The 18,723-nt window shown below is 70.1% G+C and carries 15 protein-coding genes; 10 read left to right on the top strand and 5 right to left on the bottom strand.

Features of this window, described 5'->3' with window-relative positions; translation table 11 throughout:
* Nucleotides 1–4 precede the first annotated feature (4 nt).
* The 8 genes from ACFORO_RS00495 (at nt 5) to ACFORO_RS00460 (ending at nt 10,669) form a co-directional block, all read left to right on the top strand.
* Nucleotides 5–2,167, top strand: a complete 2,163-nt coding sequence (locus ACFORO_RS00495) for a DUF6049 family protein (RefSeq protein WP_377872851.1) — start codon at nt 5–7, stop codon at nt 2,165–2,167.
* Between the two features lie 684 nt (nt 2,168–2,851).
* Nucleotides 2,852–4,630 carry a murein biosynthesis integral membrane protein MurJ gene (murJ, locus tag ACFORO_RS00490; protein WP_377872914.1) on the top strand — a complete coding sequence of 593 codons (1,779 nt, stop codon included), beginning with the start codon at nt 2,852–2,854 and terminating at the stop codon, nt 4,628–4,630.
* Nucleotides 4,631–4,709: 79 nt separating this feature from the next.
* Nucleotides 4,710–6,308 (top strand): protein kinase family protein, encoded by a 1,599-nt coding sequence (locus ACFORO_RS00485; RefSeq protein WP_354735869.1) that lies wholly within the window; start codon nt 4,710–4,712, stop codon nt 6,306–6,308.
* 31 nt (nt 6,309–6,339) lie between these two features.
* Nucleotides 6,340–7,005, top strand: coding sequence for an RNA polymerase sigma factor SigM (sigM, locus tag ACFORO_RS00480; protein ID WP_354735871.1), 666 nt, complete (start codon nt 6,340–6,342; stop codon nt 7,003–7,005).
* Complete coding sequence (locus ACFORO_RS00475) at nt 7,002–7,811, top strand: hypothetical protein (RefSeq protein ID WP_377872852.1); 810 nt, start codon at nt 7,002–7,004, stop codon at nt 7,809–7,811. The genes sigM and ACFORO_RS00475 overlap by 4 nt, the downstream gene beginning before the upstream one ends.
* Before the next feature lie 95 nt (nt 7,812–7,906).
* Entirely contained in the window at nt 7,907–8,899 is a 993-nt protein-coding gene (gene trxB, locus ACFORO_RS00470) for a thioredoxin-disulfide reductase (protein ID WP_377872853.1), read from the top strand.
* Nucleotides 8,900–8,927: 28 nt separating this feature from the next.
* Nucleotides 8,928–9,251, top strand: coding sequence for a thioredoxin (gene trxA / locus ACFORO_RS00465; protein WP_009085330.1), 324 nt, complete (start codon nt 8,928–8,930; stop codon nt 9,249–9,251).
* Between the two features lie 269 nt (nt 9,252–9,520).
* A complete protein-coding gene (locus ACFORO_RS00460; protein ID WP_354735877.1) occupies nt 9,521–10,669 on the top strand; it encodes an N-acetylmuramoyl-L-alanine amidase in 1,149 nt (382 codons plus the stop codon).
* Nucleotides 10,670–11,546: 877 nt separating this feature from the next.
* Here the strand turns inward: ACFORO_RS00460 and ACFORO_RS00455 are convergent.
* The gene (locus tag ACFORO_RS00455; protein ID WP_354735879.1) at nt 11,547–12,191 is read right to left on the bottom strand and encodes a GNAT family N-acetyltransferase; all 645 of its coding nucleotides are present in this window, start codon (nt 12,189–12,191) and stop codon (nt 11,547–11,549) included.
* 182 nt (nt 12,192–12,373) lie between these two features.
* On the opposite strand from ACFORO_RS00455, the gene ACFORO_RS00450 reads away from it, so the two are divergent.
* Both ACFORO_RS00450 and ACFORO_RS00445 read left to right on the top strand, forming a co-directional pair.
* Complete coding sequence (locus ACFORO_RS00450) at nt 12,374–13,693, top strand: aminotransferase-like domain-containing protein (protein WP_377872854.1); 1,320 nt, start codon at nt 12,374–12,376, stop codon at nt 13,691–13,693.
* Between the two features lie 30 nt (nt 13,694–13,723).
* Nucleotides 13,724–14,674, top strand: coding sequence for a D-alanine--D-alanine ligase family protein (locus ACFORO_RS00445; RefSeq protein ID WP_377872855.1), 951 nt, complete (start codon nt 13,724–13,726; stop codon nt 14,672–14,674).
* A gap of 131 nt (nt 14,675–14,805) precedes the next feature.
* On the opposite strand, the gene ACFORO_RS00440 is transcribed toward ACFORO_RS00445, so the two are convergent.
* The 4 genes from ACFORO_RS00440 to ACFORO_RS00425 all read right to left on the bottom strand — a co-directional run bounded on the left by ACFORO_RS00440 (nt 14,806) and on the right by ACFORO_RS00425 (nt 18,715).
* A complete protein-coding gene (locus tag ACFORO_RS00440; protein ID WP_377872856.1) occupies nt 14,806–15,819 on the bottom strand; it encodes a ParB/RepB/Spo0J family partition protein in 1,014 nt (337 codons plus the stop codon).
* Nucleotides 15,816–16,739 (bottom strand): ParA family protein, encoded by a 924-nt coding sequence (locus ACFORO_RS00435; RefSeq protein ID WP_377872857.1) that lies wholly within the window; start codon nt 16,737–16,739, stop codon nt 15,816–15,818. The genes ACFORO_RS00440 and ACFORO_RS00435 overlap by 4 nt, the downstream gene beginning before the upstream one ends.
* An 85-nt stretch (nt 16,740–16,824) precedes the next feature.
* Nucleotides 16,825–17,505, bottom strand: coding sequence for a 16S rRNA (guanine(527)-N(7))-methyltransferase RsmG (gene rsmG / locus ACFORO_RS00430; protein WP_377872858.1), 681 nt, complete (start codon nt 17,503–17,505; stop codon nt 16,825–16,827).
* Nucleotides 17,506–18,175: 670 nt separating this feature from the next.
* On the bottom strand, nt 18,176–18,715 hold the full coding sequence (locus tag ACFORO_RS00425; RefSeq protein ID WP_067578310.1) for a Jag family protein: 540 nt from the start codon (nt 18,713–18,715) through the stop codon (nt 18,176–18,178).
* Between the last annotated feature and the right edge of the window lie 8 nt (nt 18,716–18,723).

Here is an 18,723-nt window from a genome sequence, read left to right as displayed (position 1 = left end):
CCGAGTGAAGCGGCCCGCCGCCTTCTTGCTGTCCTTGCTGATCGTCGCCGCCACCGCGTTGTTCGGTGCGCCGGCGGGCGCGCAGGAGAATCCGTCGCCGGAACCCGCCCGGCTGCGGCTCGACCTCGGCCAAGTGGCCCCGCGCCTGATCACCAGCTCGGACCAGGCGATCACGGTGACCGGGACGGTCACCAACACCGGGTCCCGGCGGATCGTCAAGCCGATGGCCCGGCTGCAGATCGGCGAACGGCTGGCCAGCCCGCGCGCGATGGACTCGGTGCTCGCCGGCAACCCGGTGCAGGACACCCCGCTCACCGATTTCGCTCCGCTCGCCGAGGACCTGGAGCCGGGGCAGAGCGCCCCGCTGACCATCACGGTGCCGCTCACCGGGCCGCGCGGCGCGGCGCTGCGACCGGGCGTGTACCCGCTGCTGGTGAACGTGAACGGCACGCCGGAGTACGGCGGCCCGGCCCGGCTCGCCGCAGTGAGCTTGCTCATGCCGGTGCTGTCGACTCCGGGCCACGCGAACAACCAGGCGACGCAGCGGCATTCGAAGCTGGCCGTGCTGTGGCCGATCACCGACAGCACGCCGCACATCCAGTCCGCGCCGTTCGGCGTGCCGATGACGCTCACCGACGATTCGCTCGCCGACGAGCTGGGCCCGGGCGGACGGCTGTATTCCCTGGTCTCGGCGGCGCGGGCGGCACAGGAGAACAACCAGAAGATCGGCGGTTCGCTGTGCTTCGCCCTCGATCCCGACCTGCTGCGCACCGTGGACGCGATGCGCGGCGGCTACCGGGTCAGCGGCGGGGTGACGGGCAAAGGCGCGGACGCCGCGTCGAACTGGCTGGCGTCGCTGCGCGCGCTGGTCACCGGCCGCTGTGTGATCCCGCTGCCGTTCGCCGACGCCGACCTCACCACGCTGGGCAAGATCCGCGGCGCTGACGGCAACCCGGACGCCAGCCTCATGACCACGGCGCTGAACGGCACCGCGACGATCCGCCAGGTGCTCGGCGTCGAATCGCAAAGCGGCGTGCTGTGGCCGGGCGGGACGCCGGACGACAAGGCACTGGCGGCGATTTCGGCGGGCGGCTTCCAGACCGTCCTCACCGACAGCGCGAAGCTGAAGGCAGGCGGTGACGACGAAACCGTCACCGGCGCGGCCACGCTTTCCGACGGCCTGCGCGCGCAGCCGACCAACTCGATGGCCACCACCGGTCTCACCGGATTCGCGCCGAGCCCGCAGACGCCGACCACCTTCAGCGGAGCGTCGCAGCGCGCGGTCTCCACGCAGAACGGGCTCGCCGCGATCGCCTTCGAAGCCGGGCTCGGCCGTACCGACGGCTCGACCGGCGGCCCGATGCTCATCGCTCCGCCGCGCCGCTGGGACGCCACCACCGACGAGCTGAACGCCTTCCTGTCCGGGCTCGGCAAGCTCACCACCGCGGGCGTGACGGCCGGGTCGACGCTCACCGACCTGCTGAGCAGCACTCCCGAAGGCAGCGCTTCGCTGGTCACGGGCACCCGTTCGGACGGCGGCGCCGCGGTCGCCGACCAGCTGTCCAGTCTCGACCAGGACAGCGCCGGCCTGCTGTCGGCGATGCAGATAGACCAGCGGAACCGGGTCGAGCCGAAGGCGATCGTCGGGCCGGTGCGCGACGCGCTGGTCCGCGGCAGTTCGACCGCGTTCGGGCCGTCGGGGACGTCCTCGTCCGCCTCGGCGAACGCGACCGCCGAACTCGCCGCGATCCGCGACCAGGTGACCGTCGAACAGCCGAAGCAAACGATTGCGCTCGCGTCCGGGTCCTCGCCGCTGCCGGTGTACGTGCACAACGACCTGCCGGTCGGCGTCACCGCACAGATCGCGCTCAAGAACAACATGGGCATCCGGCCCGAGAAGGCCAAGGACCTGCTTTTCCCGGCGAAGGGCGGGCAGACCCGATACGTGCAGATCGAGGCGCTGCGGGCCGGGCACCTGTCGGTCGATGTGTCGTTGACCACCCCATCGGGCACCGATCTCGGCGCGACCGCCCGGTTCGAGCTGACCTCGACCGAATACGGCCCGATCACCATCATCGTCACCGTCGCCGCTGGTTGCGCGCTGTTGCTGCTGGCGTCCCGGCGGATCTACCGGCGGATCAAGGAAAGCCGAGGCGGCACGCCCTGACATCCGAAGGGGCCGGGTGCGCGCGCCCGTTCCCGATTACCCTGGGTCGGCGCTGCCACAATGGCAGGGACCATGCGACCGCAGAGGATTGGGCACGCGTTGGACAAAGAGCCGGGTCAACCGCCCGAGCGTGCGGGTCGTCCTCGGCGGGACGGCGCGCCGCCGAGGCGGGACGACCAGCCTCCTCGCCGCGCGGTGCGGGACGCGCGCCGCCAGCCGCCCCCTCCGCCGCCGCCCGCCGACCGCAGGCAGCCGCCGCCCAACGGCACCCGCCGGATGCCGCTGCCCGAAGACCGTCCGCCCGCCCCTTCCGACCGGGCTCAGCCGCGCCGGATCGACCCGCGCGGCGGCGAACCACGGGAGCCCCGTGAACCACGGGACCGCGCGCCGCGCCGCGTCCCGCCGCCGCCTCCGCCGAACGGCCAGCGCCCGGCCCCGACCAGGGCCGCCATGCCGCCGGTGCGCAGGCCGCCCCCGCCGAGGCCGTCCGGTCCGCCGTCGGGCCCGCAGCAACTCCCGCCGTCGGGCCCGCAACCGCTTCCGCCGACGAACCAGCCGCCCAACCGCGGCACGCTTCCGCAGCCGACCCCGCCGCCCGCGAACGCGCCGGGCCCGCAGCCGCCGGTGCATCGCGGCCGCGGTCCGCGTCCCGGCGCGCCGGTCCGGCCGTGGCAGGAAGAAGCGATGCGGGACCCGGACGCCACCCGGTTCATCCCGCGCACCGCGGGCGTCCCGCTCGCGGCTCCTTCGCGCTGGCCGACCGCCGACCCGGACGTGCTGCGCCCGTACGACGCGCTGGCCACCCAGGTCATGCCGCGGATCAAGGACGCGCCGCTCGCGCGTCCGAGCGAGGCTCCGCAGCAGCCGAAGGACGAGGGTCCGTCGGTCGCCAAGGCGTCCGGCCGGATGGCGATCGCGTCGCTGATCAGCCGCATCACCGGCTTCCTGTGGAAGGTGCTGCTGGTCGCGGCGATCGGTTCCGGGATCGCGACCGACTCGTTCAACGTCGCGAACACGATGCCGAACATCATCTTCGAACTGCTGCTCGGCGGCGTGCTCACCAGTGTGGTGGTGCCGCTGCTGGTGCGTTCGCAGGACGACCCGGACCACGGGCAGGCCTACGCGCAGCGGCTGCTGACCACCGGCGTCACCGTGCTGTTCATCGGCACCGTGATCGCGGTGATCGCGGCGCCGGCGTTCACGTCGCTCTACATCGATTCGTCCGGCCACGCGAGCGCGGGCCTGACCACGGCGTTCGCCTACCTGCTGCTGCCGGAGATCTTCTTCTACGGCGTGTTCGCGCTGGTCTCGGCGATGCTGAACGCCAAGCACGTGTTCGGGCCGACCGCGTGGGCCCCGGTGATCAACAACCTGGTGGTCATCTTCACCATCCTCGTGGTGTGGCTGATGCCGGGTTCGATCGACACCGACCATCCGGCGATCACCGATCCGAAGGTGCTCACGCTGGGCCTCGGCGTCACCGGCGGCATCGCCGCGCAGGCGCTCATGCTGATCCCGCCGCTGCTGCGGTCGGGCTTCCGCCCGCGCTGGCGCTGGGGCCTGGACAGCCGGATGAAGGAGTTCGGCGGGCTGGCCCTGTGGGTCGTCGGCTACGTCGCGGTCAGCCAGGTCGGCCTCACGATCACCACCCGCGTGCTCACCAAGGGCACCTCGGGCGGCGTCACCGCTTACAACTACGCGTGGCTGCTGTTCCAGCTGCCCTACGGCGTGCTCGGCGTCTCGCTGCTGACCGCGATCATGCCGCGATTGAGCCGCGCGGCCGCCGACGGCGACACGAAGAAGCTGGTCAGCGACCTGTCCTATGCTTCGCGGATCTCGACGGTCACCCTCGTGCCGATTTCCGCGGTGATGACGATCGTCGGCACCTCGATGGGCATCGCGCTGTTCGCGATGGGCAAGGGGCGGCTCGAGGACGCCGAGCGGATGGGCCAGGCGCTGGCGATCACAGCGTTCGCGCTGCTGCCGTACGCGCTGGTGATGCTCCAGATGCGCGTCTTCTACGCGATGAAGGACGCCCGCACGCCGACGTTGATCATGATCGTGATGACCGTCGTCAAGGTGCCGCTGCTGTTCCTGTGCCCGGTGCTGCTGAACGCGGAGAACGTCGTGCTCGGCGTGATGATGGTCAACGCGCTGACGTATGTGATCGGCGCGATGCTCGGCCAGGTGTGGCTGTGGGTGACGCTCGGCAACCTCCGCAGCAAGCGGGTGATCGGGGTGATCCTGTTCACCGTCGTGGCGAGCGTCCTCGGGGTCGGCGCCGCGTGGGTCGTCGGGCTGATCGTGCCCTCGTCGCTGAGCCCGGTTCCGCATGCCTGGATCAAGCTCGTCCTGCAGGGAATCGTCGGGATCGTGGTCTCGTTCGGGGTGCTCATGGCGCTGAAGGTCGAGGAGCTGAGGCCCGTAACATCGAGGTTCACCCGATTGATCAAGCGCGGGTAACGATTGATTCACGACTCACGACGCTTCTACGGCTGATGATCCGGGTACCCTCGGTGCCGGGAGCGAAGCGGGAGAGAGCGTGGACACGAGACGAAGCGAGCAGGCGGGGGACGCCGCGGGCATTCGCGCCCGGGGCGGATCGCTCGCGCCCGGACGCGTCGTAGGCGACGGCCGGTATCGCCTGCTTGCCCAGTTCGGGGTGGACGAACGAGCCGCCGCGCACCTGTGGCGGGCGCGAGACGGGCAGCTCAAGCGGGATGTCGCACTGACCTTGCTGGTCGGCGATCCGGCGGATCCGGAGGCGGCCCGGCAGGCCCGGCGCACGCTGGAGCGGGCCGCGCACGCGTCCAAGTTCGGGCACGGCGGCGTCGCACGGGTGCTGGACGTGCTCAGCCTCGGCAGCGGCGTCACCTCGAGCGAGGGCTTGCTCGGCGTCGTGGTGGCGGAGTGGACCAAGGGCAGCGACCTGGTGGACCTGGTCGCGCAGCGCCCGGTGGCCCCCGCCGCGGCCGCCCGGATGGTGCAGGCGCTCGCCGAAGCGGTCGACCACGCCCATCAGAACGGTCTCGTCCTCGGCCTCGACCACCCGCAGCGGCTGCGGCTCACCCCGGGCGGCGCGCTCAAGCTCGCGTTCCCCGGCCCGCTGCCGGAAGCCACTCTCCGCGACGACGTCAAGGCGCTCGGCGCGGTGCTGTATTTGCTGCTCACCGGACGCTGGGCGCTGCCAGGCGGACCGCCCGCGATCCCCGCGGCCCCGCTCACCCCGCAGGGGCACGTCGTGCCGCCGCGGTCGCTGGTGCCCGCGGTGCCGCCGGAGCTGTCTTCGCTGGCCGTGCGCACGATCGAGGACGGCGGCAGCGGCGGGATCCGCACCAGCTCGGCGATCCTGCGCGTGCTCGGCCAGGTCGCCGATCAGGAGGAACGCACCCAGCTGATCAACGCGGTCGGCAAGGACGAGGCGGCGGCGGAGACCGACGGCACGATCTGGACCACGAAGAAGCCGGTGAAGGACGTCGCGCGGCGGCGGAAGCTGGCCTTCGGCGTCACCGTGCTGGTGGTCGCCACCGTGGTGATCCTCGCGTGGGGCGGGCTGATGCTGATCAACCTGTTCCAGGGCGACGGCAAGCCCACCGGTCCCGCGATCAACGTCGCGGCCCCGCCGAGCAGTGCTCCGGCGAAACCGGGCAACCAGGCGCCGCCGCCGGCGAACCAGCCGCCCGCGGCGCCGAAGATCGGCGACCCGGTGGCCCCGAAGTCGGCGTCGCTCTACAACCCGCAGGGCTCCGGCGACAACCCGGGCCGCGCGAAGAACACGATCGACGGCGACCCGGGCACGGTCTGGAAGACCGACCAGTACCAGCAGCAGCTGCCGACGCTGAAGCCCGGCGTCGGGATCGCGGTCCAGTTCGACAACCCGGTGAACCTCGCGCAGGTGAAGATCAGCGCGGACAGCCCGGGCACGAAGGTCGAGATCCGGTCGGCGGACAGCAAGAATCCGCAGCTCGACGACACCAAGGTGGTCGGAAGCGGCGACCTGAACGGGCCGGACACGACGATCACCCTGCAGCAGCCGACGCAAAGCCAGTACTTCATCGTCTGGATCACTCAGCTGGGCGACAACGGCGGCAACGGCTTCGTGAGCCAGATCGGAGAACTGAGCTTCCTGCCTGCGGCGTGAGCTGCGAGCACGACTCAGTAGGCTCTGCCGGGTGACGGCTGCAGCTCCCACGGATGCGGATCTGATCGCGGCACACGCCGCGGGCGATCCGCATGCGTTCAGTGAACTGGTCCGGCGGCATCGAGACCGCTTGTGGGCGGTGGCGCTGCGCACGCTGCGAGATCCGGAAGAGGCGGCGGACGCGCTGCAGGAGGCGTTCATCTCGGCGTTCCGCGCGGCGGGCAAGTTCCGCGCGGAGTCGCAGGTCACGACCTGGCTGCACCGGATCGTGGTGAACGCGTGCCTCGACCGGATCCGGCGAAGGCAGGCCCGCCCGACCGTTCCGCTTCCGGAGACCGGGGAGTTCAACGAACCGGCCGCGCCCGGCGATTCGATGGCGGAGAAGGAAACCAGCCTGCTGGTCCGCAAGGCGCTCGACGAGCTGCCCGAAGACCAGCGCGCGCCGATCCTGCTCGTCGACGTCGAGGGCTATTCCGTGGCCGAGACGGCGAAAATGCTCGGCATCGCCGAGGGCACGGTCAAGAGCCGATGCGCGCGCGGGCGGGGAAAACTCGCGAAGGTTCTCGGTCATCTGCGGAACCCGGACGGGGGTGGCGACGTCCCAACTAACGAAAGCAAACGCAAGCACGCCACTTCGGAGGGGTCCCGGAGTGCCGGGCGAGCCCAGCGCTCGCCGGGGAACGGGGAGGGACGATGACGGACGAGAGCCGGGGGGCAGGCGGAACCATCGGGCCGCCCTGGTCTGTCGACCTGCTCGCCGACCTCCACGCCGGGGTCCTCGACGACCAGGAGGCGGAGCGACTCTGGCCGCGGGTGAACGCGGATCCGGAGGCGCGCGCGATCCTCGAGGCCCTCGAAGCGACCACCGCGGACCTGTCCGCGCTCGCCGCGGAACCGGCCCCGCCGATGCCCGCGGAGTTCGCGGCCAGGCTCGACGCCGCGCTCGCCGCGGAGTCGGCGGCCCGGCAGGAGGCCACGTTTCCGGCGGCCGCACCGCAGCCCGCACCCGAGCCCGCTGAGCCGCCGGTCGCGCCGGTGGTGGACCTGTCGGCGGCGCGGAAACGGCGGAACCGGCAGCTCGGCTGGGGCGCGGGGATCCTGACCGCCGCCGCGGCCGCCGCGGTGGCCATCACGCTGACCGTTCCCGGGGCGACCAAGACGGACACGTCCGGCGTCGCCGCGCCCGCACCGTCCGCGGTGGGCGGCCCGTCCGTCGGCAGCGACGGCAGCGGTGCGGAATCGCTGCTGGGCGGCGGTCTTGGCGTGCGGAACTACGGCCCGCTGCAGGACTCGAAGCGGTTCGACGCGTGTGTCACCGCGGCGGGCATGGACCCGAACGTGCGGCCGGAAGGCGTGCGGCCGGTGACCGTCGGGGGCAAGCCGGGCGTGGTGGCGATTTACACCACCGGCAAGCTCGCGCAGTTCCGGCTGGTCGCGTTCGGCGCGGACTGCGGGCCGGGGAACGCGGACAAGCTGTTCGACAAGGTGGTCGGCAAGAAGTAGCGGCCCGGACGTAGCGGACGTCACCGCCGGGAACACCTCCACCTACGATCGTGTTGAGCCTGGAGCACAGGTCATGACGAGCGGAGGGTTGACGGGTGGCTGCCGAGGAAATCAGGAACCTGATCGTCGTCGGGTCGGGTCCTGCCGGTTACACCGCAGCGGTCTACGCGGCGCGCGCACAGCTCGAACCGCTGGTGTTCGAGGGCACGCAGTTCGGCGGCGCGCTGATGACGACCACCGAGGTCGAGAACTTCCCGGGCTTCCGCGACGGGATCCAGGGTCCGGACCTGATGGAGGAGATGCGCAAGCAGGCCGAGCGTTTCGGCGCCGAGCTGCGCGCGGAGGACGTCGAGTCGCTCGAGCTGACCGGCGACGTGAAGTACGTCGTCGCGAACGGCAAGCGCTACGCCGCGCGCGCGGTCGTGCTGGCCATGGGCGCCGCCGCGCGGTACCTGAAGGTGCCGGGCGAGCAGGAGCTGCTCGGCCGCGGCGTGTCCGCCTGTGCGACCTGCGACGGCTTCTTCTTCCGCGACCACGACATCGCGGTCGCGGGCGGCGGCGACTCGGCGATGGAGGAGGCGACCTTCCTGACGAAGTTCGCCAAGTCCGTGACGATCGTGCACCGCCGCGACGAGTTCCGGGCGTCGAAGATCATGCTCGAACGCGCTCGCGCGAACGAGAAGATCAAGTGGCAGCTGAACTCGCAGATCACCGGCGTCGAGGGCGACGGGACGGTGTCCGGCCTGAAGGTGCGCGACACGCGGTCCGGCGACGAGAAGACGCTCGACGTGACCGGGTTCTTCGTCGCGATCGGCCACGACCCGCGCAGCGAACTGGTGCGCGGACAGGTGGACGTGGACGAGGACGGCTACGTGCTCACCCAGGGCCGCACGTCCTACACGAACGTGCCCGGCGTGTTCGCCGCCGGAGACTTGGTGGACCGCACCTACCGGCAGGCGATCACCGCTGCCGGTTCCGGCTGCAGCGCGGCGATCGACGCGGAACGATGGCTCGCGGAGCACGGCGAAAACGAGGCACCGGAACTGGTCGGCGGCGCACCGATTCCCGCAGCCGCCGGCGAGCACTGACTTTCCCACCGAGTTGAAGGAGCAAGCGATGTCCGAACCCGTGAAGGTGACCGACAAGTCGTTCGTGGACGACGTCCTCACCAGCGAGAAGCCCGTTCTCGTCGACTTCTGGGCGACCTGGTGCGGGCCGTGCAAGATGGTCGCCCCGGTGCTCGAGGAGATCGCCAAGGAAAACGGCGACAAGATCACCGTCGCGAAGCTCGACATCGACGAGAACCCGAACACGGCGCGTGACTACCAGGTGATGTCGATTCCGACGCTGATCCTGTTCCAGGGCGGCAAGCCGGTGAAGCAGATCGTGGGCGCGAAGCCGAAGGCCGCGCTGCTGTCCGATCTCGCCGACGTGCTCTGAGCCGGTCCGCCTGCTGAGAACCCGGGCCAGCGACGATCGACTCGCCGGTCCGGGTTCTCGCACGTTCGGGAACCACCCGCACGGGGGTGTGCGCGCAGGTGCACTCGGCGTGTCCGCCGAGGGACCGCGCACCCCTCCGGGGGCGCACCGACCGGGCCTGCGTACTCACCGAGAGTTCACAGGGCACAATAGGTGCCTGGGTACACCCCTACCCAGGTTTCTGTTTCGCATCGAGCCGGTTTCGGTGCCTGAGGAAGAGCGAGGAGTGCATGCGGGTACTCCGCCGCGGTGACGCCGGTCCCGACGTCGCCGAGATCAGGTCGATCCTTGCCGGGATGGATCTGCTCCCGCCGGTGGCGGGGACCGAGCGGTACAACACGTTCGACGTCGCGGTGGAGCAGGCCGTGCGCGCGTTCCAGCAGCGCCGCGGGCTCATCACCGACGGCGTAGTGGGCCAGGCGACGTACCAGGCGCTCAAGGGCGCCAGCTATCACCTCGGGAGCCGCCCGCTCCAGTACCTTTTGTCGGCGCCGGTGAACGGCGACGACGTTTTCACTCTTCAGGAGCGGCTCACCGAGCTGGGCTTCGACGCGGGCCGCCCGGACGGCTACTTCGGCCCCCAGACCGAGCGCGCCCTGCGCACGTTCCAGCGCGACATGCGCCTGACGTCGGACGGCATCTGCGGCCCGGCCACCATCCGCGAACTGCACCGCCTGTCGTCCCCGCGCGCCCGCGGCGGCCGCCCGGTCTTCCTGCGCGAGCAGGAGCAGGTGCGCCAGGCAGGCCCGCGGCTGCGCGGCAAGCGCATCGTGATCGACCCGGGCCACGGCGGCGAGGACCTTGGCGTCGTCGCCGGCGGCCTGCGCGAAGCGGACATCGCCTGGGACCTGGCGCGCCGGCTCGAAGGCCGGATGCAGGCCACCGGCATGGAAGCCTTGATCAGCCGAGGCCCGAACCACAGCCCGACGGACTTCGAACGCGCCCGTTTCGCCAACGACGCTGGCGCGGACCTGTTCCTGTCGCTGCACAGCGACGGCAACCCGTCCCCGCGCGCACAGGGCGTGGCGAGCTTCCACTTCGGCACCGGCAACGGCACGACGTCCACCGTCGGCGAACTGCTGGCCGGCTTCATCCAGCGCGAGGTCGCCGCCCGCACCGGTCTGCTGGACTGCCGCACGCACTACAAGACGTGGGAAATCTTCACCCGCACGCGCTGCCCAGCCGTCCGGGTGGAAATCGGCTACCTGACCAACCCGGACGACGCCGCCCGCCTGGGCGACCCCGCCTTCCGCGACGTCGTGGCCGAGGGCATCCTCATCGCCGTGAAGCGCCTCTACCTCCTGGGCGAGGGCGACCAGCCGACCGGCACCTTCACCTTCGCCGACGTCCTGGCCCACGAACTCGCGAAGGCTGAATAGCGCTCCTTCGCGAGACCTCGGCCTTTCGTCATTGACCCCTGCCTGAGCCCTGAGTCGCCCTGAACCGGACTTTCCCCGCCGAAGACCGCCAGGGCCCCACTCGGCACGCCCCAACCGGCTCGTGCCCGTCTCAGCCCTCCGCGCCCCCTCCCGTTTACCCGTGCTGACCCGACCTCACCTCAGCCACCCACTACCCACAGTCACCACCGCCCGGCGCACCCCCTGCCCGGCACTCCCCAGCCCCACCCCACGCCTTGCACCCCACCCCACACGCCACCAACCGCGGCCCCAGCACCTAACAACCGGAGCCACCCCACCGCTTAACCGGCGCCACAAGAACTTGCGCCCAGCCGCTCCAGCCGCCACCACCCCTGGGGGCAGCCCCCACCCTCACCGGGGGGCGTCCCCAGATCCATTCTATCCATCCACAGCTTTTCCACGGCCTCTATCTGCAATCTGTGGATAACTCGGGGGTTCTTCCACAGTTGTGCACAGGTACCGGGCGTGGGTGTTTTCGCGGCGATCCGGAGGTGGTATGGGGTGCGTCGCGCACCGGCAGGCCACGTCCGGATGCGGAGCGGACCGGCGGGGGATCGGGCGCTGGCTGACCTCGGTCGATGCTGTTCAGGCGGCTGCGAGGCGGGTCAGGGAGGGCCCATCGCGGCGCTCGGAGCGAGGGGTGGGAGCCCCTGGGAAGCTCGGCGGGAAGCCGGGGACACCGGGCGATCGGCACGGAGAGTGACCATGGAGCCAGAGCGGGGCCGGGAGTTACGGATCGCGGCGAGCGAGTCAGGCGGGTTGTTCATGGTGGGTGCCAGCAAGGTCATTCTGGCTGATCTGAACAGACCTGGAATGGCGTAAGCAGCGAGGCGAAGGGTCAAGCGCGGCCGAGGCTCGGCTCCGCGGTCGTGATCGTCACCTGGCCGAGCAGCCGTTCCAGGGCCGCTTCGACGTCTTCCTTCCAGGTGATCGCCGAGCGCAGTTCCAGGCGCAGCCGCGGGTACTTCGGGTGCGGGCGCACCGTTTTGAAGCCCACGCTCTGCAGGAACGCCGCGGGCAGCACGCACGAGTGCTGGCCAAGCGGGTCCTGTTCGTCAGGAGTGGCGTCGCCGAAGGATTCGATCGCGCGGACGCCTCGTTTGGTCAGGTCCTTCGCCACGGCCTGCACCAGCATCCGGCCGAGGCCGCCGCCGCGGAATTCCGGCAGGATCTGGGCCGCGGTGAGCAGCACGGCGTCGGCGCTGGGCGGCGACGTCGGGAAGGCGAGCGAGCGGGGCACCGCGTTCGGCGGGGCGTAGAGCACGAACCCGACCGGCAGCGTGTCGCTGTAGACGATGCGGCCGCAGGAACCCCATTCCAGCAGCACGCTGGACACCCAGGCTTCCTTCTCGACCTCGGTGGAGCCGTATTCCTCAGCCTGCGCCTTCAGGTGCGGCGCGAGCTCCCAGTACACGCACTGCCGGCAGTTCTTGGGCAGGTGCTCGAGATTGTCCAGGGTGACGCCCACCACGCGACGTGACACCTGAAACCTCCCTGGACCCCGCAACTCCGGCCTCAGCGCCCGCAAGAGCGCAGGCAGCACCGGAAGAACCTCCCCGAGGATAGGCCGATGTGACAAGCGCCGGAAGAGCGGGGAGCCGGAAGAGGCCGCGGTTACACTCGATGGATCTACCAGCAGGTACCCACCGAGCCCTCAGGTGTCCGATGACCGAGAACCGCCCAGCCATGCCGCAGACCGGCCGCCACAATCTCGACCCGCATCTCGACCGGTACGCAGCCCGTACCGCCGGGATGACCGCATCCGAGATCCGCGCGCTTTTCGCAGTGGCAAGCCGGCCGGAGGTCGTCTCGCTCGCCGGCGGCATGCCGAACCTCGCCGCGCTGCCGCTCGACACGCTCTCGGCTCAGGTCGGCGAGATCATCGCCGAGGAGGGGCTCGTCGCCCTGCAGTACGGGTCCGCGCACGGAGTTCCGGCGCTGCGTGACCAGATCTGCGAAATCATGGCTCTCGAGGGCATCAAGGCGCACCCCGACGACGTCGTGGTCACCGTCGGTTCCCAGATGGGCCTCGACATGGTGACCCGGCTCTTCTGCGACCCCGGCGACGTCGTGATCGCCGAAGGCCCGTCGTACGTCGGCGCGCTCGGATCTTTCTCCGCGTACCAGGCGAACGTCGTGCACGTCGCGATGGACGAAAACGGTCTCGTGCCCGAAGGGTTGCGGGAAGCCTTGCGCCAGGCCGAAAAGGCCGGACAGCGGGTCAAATTCCTTTACACGATCCCGAATTTCCACAACCCGGCCGGCGTGACCCTGTCTGTCGAACGGCGTCCGGAGATCGTCGAGATCTGCCGCGAGCACGGCGTGCTGATCATCGAGGACAACCCGTACGGCCTGCTCGGTTTCGACGGCCAGGCCTACCCGGCGCTGCGCTCGCTCGACCCGGACAACGTCGTGTACCTCGGCTCCTTCTCGAAGACGTTCGCCTCCGGGCTGCGCGTCGGCTGGGTGCTCGCGCCGCACGCGGTGCGCGAAAAGCTTGTGCTGGCAGCGGAATCCGCGACACTGTGCCCGCCGACCTTCAACCAGATGATCGTCTCGCGCTATCTCGCGACGCACGACTGGAAGGGCCAGATCAAGAAGTTCCGGGAGAACTACCGCGAACGCCGCGACGCGATGTTGTCGGCGCTGCAACAGTATCTGCCGCCCGGCTGCTCCTGGACCAACCCCGACGGCGGCTTCTACGTCTGGGTCACCGTGCCGGAAGGCGTTGACACCAAAGCGATGTTGCCGCGTGCGGTCACCGCTCGGGTGGCGTACGCGTCCGGCACCGGTTTCTACGCCGACGGTTTCGGCTCCCGCCAGATGCGGTTGTCGTACTGCTACCCGACGCCGGAGCGCATCCGGGAAGGCGTGCGCCGCCTCGCCGCGGTGCTCGAGTCCGAAATGGACCTCAGCCGCACCTTCGGTAGCGTGAAGGCGCGCACCATCCCGGGGCCCGAGACCCCGTCTCCGGACACGGTCTGACCGGCCCTGCGACACTAAGGAGTTCCCACGGTGGTCGACCGTACCGTTGCCGTGCTCGCCGGCGGGCTTTCCCACGAACGCGACGTTTCGCTCCGTTCCGGGCGCAGGCTGTCCGCCGCGCTGCGGGCCGAGGGCCTCACCGTGGAGGAGTGGGACACCGACGCCGGACTGCTGGAACGGCTGCGCACGCAGCGTCCGGACGCGGTTGTCGTCGCCCTGCACGGCGGCGAGGGCGAGAACGGCTCGGTGCAGACCGTGCTGGAGATGCTCGACGTGCCGTTCGTCGGCACCCATTCGCAGGGCTGCCGCCGGGCTTGGGACAAGCCGACCGCGAAGGCGTTCGTGCAGCAGGCCGGGTTCTTCACGCCGGACTGGGTTGTGTTGCCGCACAGCACTTTCCGGGAGCTGGGCGCCCAGTCGGTGCTCGACGCGATGGTCGAGCGGCTCGGTCTTCCGCTGATCCTCAAGCCGGATCAGGGCGGGTCCGCGCTCGGCACGCAGGTGGTTCGGGAGGCATCCGAGCTGCCCGCAGCGATGGTCGGCTGCTTCGCCTACGGCGACACCGTGCTCGCGGAACGGTTCGTAGACGGCGTTGAAGTGGCCGTCACGGTCATCGAAGGGGAGAACGGGGCCGAGGCCTTGCCCGCGGTGGAGATCGTGCCGGAGAGCGGCGTCTACGACTACACCGCGCGCTACACCGCGGGTCTTACCGACTTCTTCACCCCGGCGCGGATTTCCGACGAAGCCGCGAAGGCGGTCAGCGAACTCGCCGTCGGCGCGCACCGGTGGCTCGGGCTGCGCGACATCTCGCGCACCGACGCGGTGATCACGCCGGACGGGGGAGTCCACTTCCTCGAAGTGAACCTCTCGCCGGGTCTCACCGAAACCTCGACGGTGCCGATGGCCGTCGAAGCCGCCGGCACCACCCTCGGTTCAGTTTTCGCGGACCTCGTCGCGCGCGCCGTCGCTCGCGCGAACTAAAACCTGGCGGACGGGGGCGGGCGGCGGTCTGCCGCCCCTCCCCGCGCCGGTCGATTCCGGCGGCCACTCCGGGTGACCATGGCCGCCTCGATCCGCAATCATCACCGTGACGAAACGACCCTGGGTGATCCCTAATCGGTTTCGTCGGTCTGATTCGCCGATTTTTCCCCGGAATTCGCGTCGATGATCCCGACGATCCGCTCGAGGTCGTCCACCGAGCCGAACTCGAGGACGATGCGCCCCTTGCGTCGGCCGAGGTCGACCTTCACCCGGGTGTCGAACCGATCGGACAGCCGGTTCGCGAGTTCCTGCAATCCGGGCGCCTGAATCGGCTTGCGGGGAGCGGCCTTCGGCTTGGCCGGCTTCTCGCTCTTCTTCAGCGTGACGGCTTCCTCGGTTGCGCGCACCGACATGCCCTCCGCGACGATCCGCGCCGCCAGTTCCTCCTGGCTTTCCGGATCCTCCAGCGACAGCAGCGCCCGCGCGTGCCCGGCGGACAGGACGCCTGCGGCCACCCGCCGCTGCACGGCGAGGGGGAGTTTGAGCAGCCGGATGGTGTTCGTGATGACCGGACGACTGCGGCCGATGCGGCTGGCCAGCTCCTCGTGCGTCACCGCGAACTCGTCGAGCAGCTGCTGGTAAGCGGCCGCCTCTTCGAGCGGGTTCAGCTGCACGCGGTGGATGTTCTCCAGCAACGCGTCCCGCAGCATCGACTCGTCGGCGGTCTGCCGCACGATCGCGGGGATCGCCTCGAGTTCCGCCTGCTGCGAGGCGCGCAGCCGGCGCTCGCCCATGACGAGTTCGTACTCGTCGTCGCCGAGTTCGCGGACGACGATCGGCTGCATGAGCCCGAACTCGCGGATCGAATGCTCGAGTTCGGCGAGCGCTTCCTCGTCGAAAACCTGGCGAGGCTGCTTCGGGTTCGGCTTGACCGAGCTGACCGGGATCTCGCGGTACACCGCGCCGGCGACCTCGCCGCCCGCGACCGGCTGGCCCGCGGCACCGTTCGCCGCGAACCAGCCCTTGTCCTCGCGCACCGCTTGCTCCGAGGGCGTGGCCTCGGTCGCGGCCGGAGGAGGCGTCGCCGGTCCGGTCGGGATCAGGGCCGCCAGCCCGCGGCCGAGCCCTCCTCTGCGCTCAGTCATGTGGTGCTGCTCCTCTCGTTCACACCCCGCTCGGCGATCTCCTTCGCCGCGTCGAGATAGCTCATGGCACCACGTGAACCGGGGTCGTAGGCGAGGACGGTCTGGCCGTAGCCGGGTGCCTCGGACACCTTCACGCTGCGCGGGATGACGGTCTTCAGCACCGTGTCGCCGAAGTGGTTCCGGACCTCGTTGGTCACCTGGTCGGCCAGCTTGGTGCGACCGTCGTACATGGTGAGCAGAATCGTCGACACGCTGAGTTCGCGGTTCAGGTGCTGCTGCACGAGTTCGATGTTGCTGAGGAGCTGCCCGAGACCTTCGAGTGCGTAGTACTCGCACTGGATCGGGATGAGCACTTCCTGCGCCGCCACCATCGCGTTGACGGTCAGGAGACCGAGCGACGGCGGGCAATCGATGAAGACGTAGTCGACGCCGATCTGGTCGAGCACCTCGGCCGACAGCGCCTCCTTGAGCCGCGTCTCGCGGTTCGCCATGGAGACGAGTTCGATCTCGGCGCCGGCGAGGTCGATCGTCGCGGGCACGCAGAACAGGTTGGGGGACTGCTCGCTCTGCTGCGCTGCCTCAGCGATCGAGACCTCGCCGATGAGCACCTCGTAGATCGAGGGCGTCCCGGAGCGGTGGTCGATGTCGAGCGCGGTGCTGGCGTTGCCCTGGGGGTCGAGGTCGATCACCAACGTTTTCAGCCCGTGCACGGCGAGCGCCGCGGCCAGGTTGACGGTGCTGGTCGTCTTGCCGACCCCGCCCTTCTGGTTGGCGACGGTCAGCACCCGGCGGCGAGACGGCCGGGGGAGCACCCCTTCCTTGGGGTGGAGCACGCTCGCGGCGCGAACGGCTTCTTCAGCGATCGGCGTCCAGCCCATCTCCTGGCTGGCCTGCGCGGAGTCGGACGGCGGGGGATTCACCGGTCTCGACACCTCCTCCTGGTAGACGATTCGGGGCGTTCACACCGCGATGTTTCACGTGGAACGGCGCGGCTCTTGTCGTTCGCTAGCTCCGTCTGCCGCGTGGCCGGGTCGGCTTCGGCGGCAGGCGACGGATCAGGACCACCGTGCTGGGGACTTCGAGTACTGCCTTCCCGCATTCAGCGACCTGTGGTTCGGCACCACCGGCCTTGCGCACCGCGTCGCGGTCACGGGAGATCTCTTCAGCGGCGCTGGCGCCCTTGAGGGCAACCAGTCGACCTTCGGGACGAACCAGGGGAAGGCACCAGCCCGCGAGCCGAGCAAGAGGGGCGACCGCGCGGGCGGTGACGACGTCTGCGCCACTCAGCTGCTCGCGTACGGACCGCTCCTCGGCGCGTCCACGGACGATGGTGATCGGGAGTTCCAGCTTCTCGGCGACCTCGGCTAACCAGTCAACCCGGCGAGCCATGGGTTCCAAGAGCACGATATCGAGGTCCGGTCGAGCGATCGCCAGCGGTACTCCCGGAAGCCCGGCACCCGACCCGACGTCGACCACGCGTGCCTCGGACGGGATCTGCTCGCCGATCACCGCGGAGTTCAGCACGTGCCGCTCCCACAGCCGGTCCACCTCACGCGGACCGATCAACCCTCGCTCGACCCCATGAGTCGCCAGCAGCTCCACGTACCCGGCGGCTTGCTCGACGCGCTCCCCGAACACCTCCACCGCCGCGGTCCGGACCGTCCCGGTGGCGCCGTCCAAGCTCACTACTCCCACTCCTCGCTCCGCGCGTTTCACGTGAAACGCGCTCGGTTGATTGTCCCTGATGCCGACGCCAAATCGAGTCGACAGACCGCAACTGTGGACAACTCCACTCGAGTCGCCGAGCGATCCACAGGTCGTTTCACGTGAAACCCGGCGACCCGGGTGAGAGGGGCGGCGAGTTTCACGTGAAACGCCACGCTTGTAATTCGCTCCGCAGGACCGGCACCCCAACAGCCCGCACATCTCATCAGAGACACCGGGACCACTGACGCTCCACCGTGCCGCCGATCCGGATCTCAGCGGCGGGGCCGAAGCGCGAGTCGGGATGGGGGACACCGGCGCAACGGCGCCCCGGCGGCCGTCCGGATGAGGACGAGAACTTCGCCTTCGCATCCCGCGGCATCGAGGCGGCGGCAACAGCAGCCAAGCAACTGAGCGACGGTCGACTGCCGAACCGGGCCGGTCGTACTTCGGCGGCGCGGGGGAAGACTCTCCTCAGCGAAGGCACCATGCCAATGCGCTTCGAGGGACCGATCGCGGCAGTCGAGAAACTCGACGTGACTCGCCTCCGGAACCGGAGCGCGAAGCAGGCACAAAAGAAGCGGCCCACCGGAATCACTCCGGTGGGCCGCTTCGGCTCAGTGCTCTATGCGGTTCAACGCGTCCGAGAGGCTCAGTCCTCGGGGAAGATCACCACGCGCCGCTTGGGGTCTTCGCCCTCGCTCTCGCTCGTGACGCCCTTGACCGTCGCGACCGCGTCGTGGACGACCTTGCGCTCGAACGGGCTCATCGGCTGCAGGCGCACCCGCTCGCCGCTCGACAGCACCGACTCGGCGGTGGACCGGCCGAGCTCGCGGAGCTCCTCACGGCGGTCCGCGCGCCAGCCGGCGATGTCCAGCATCAGCCGGCTGCGCGAACCGGTCTCCTGCTGGACCGCGAGGCGGGTCAGCTCCTGCAGCGCTTCGAGCACCGTGCCGCGGGGGCCGACCAGCTTCTCCAGGTCGTCGCCGCCGTCGATGCTGACGATCGCGCGGCCCGCCTCGACGTCCAGGTCGATGTCGCCGTCGTAGTCGAGCAGGTCCAGCAGGCGCTCGAGGTAGTCGCCGGCGATGTCGCCCTCTTGCACGAGAGCGTCGTCACCGCCCGCCTTCGGCTCGGCCGGTGCGCTCGTCTCTTCCTGATCGGCGTCGATCGTGTCGACCGTCTCCGACATCTTTAGTC

Source organism: Amycolatopsis halotolerans, from assembly GCF_042647905.1.
Taxonomy (GTDB): Bacteria; Actinomycetota; Actinomycetes; order Mycobacteriales; family Pseudonocardiaceae; genus Amycolatopsis; species Amycolatopsis halotolerans.
Note: the sequence above shows the minus strand (reverse complement) of the source record. Positions and strands in the feature narration are given on the sequence as shown.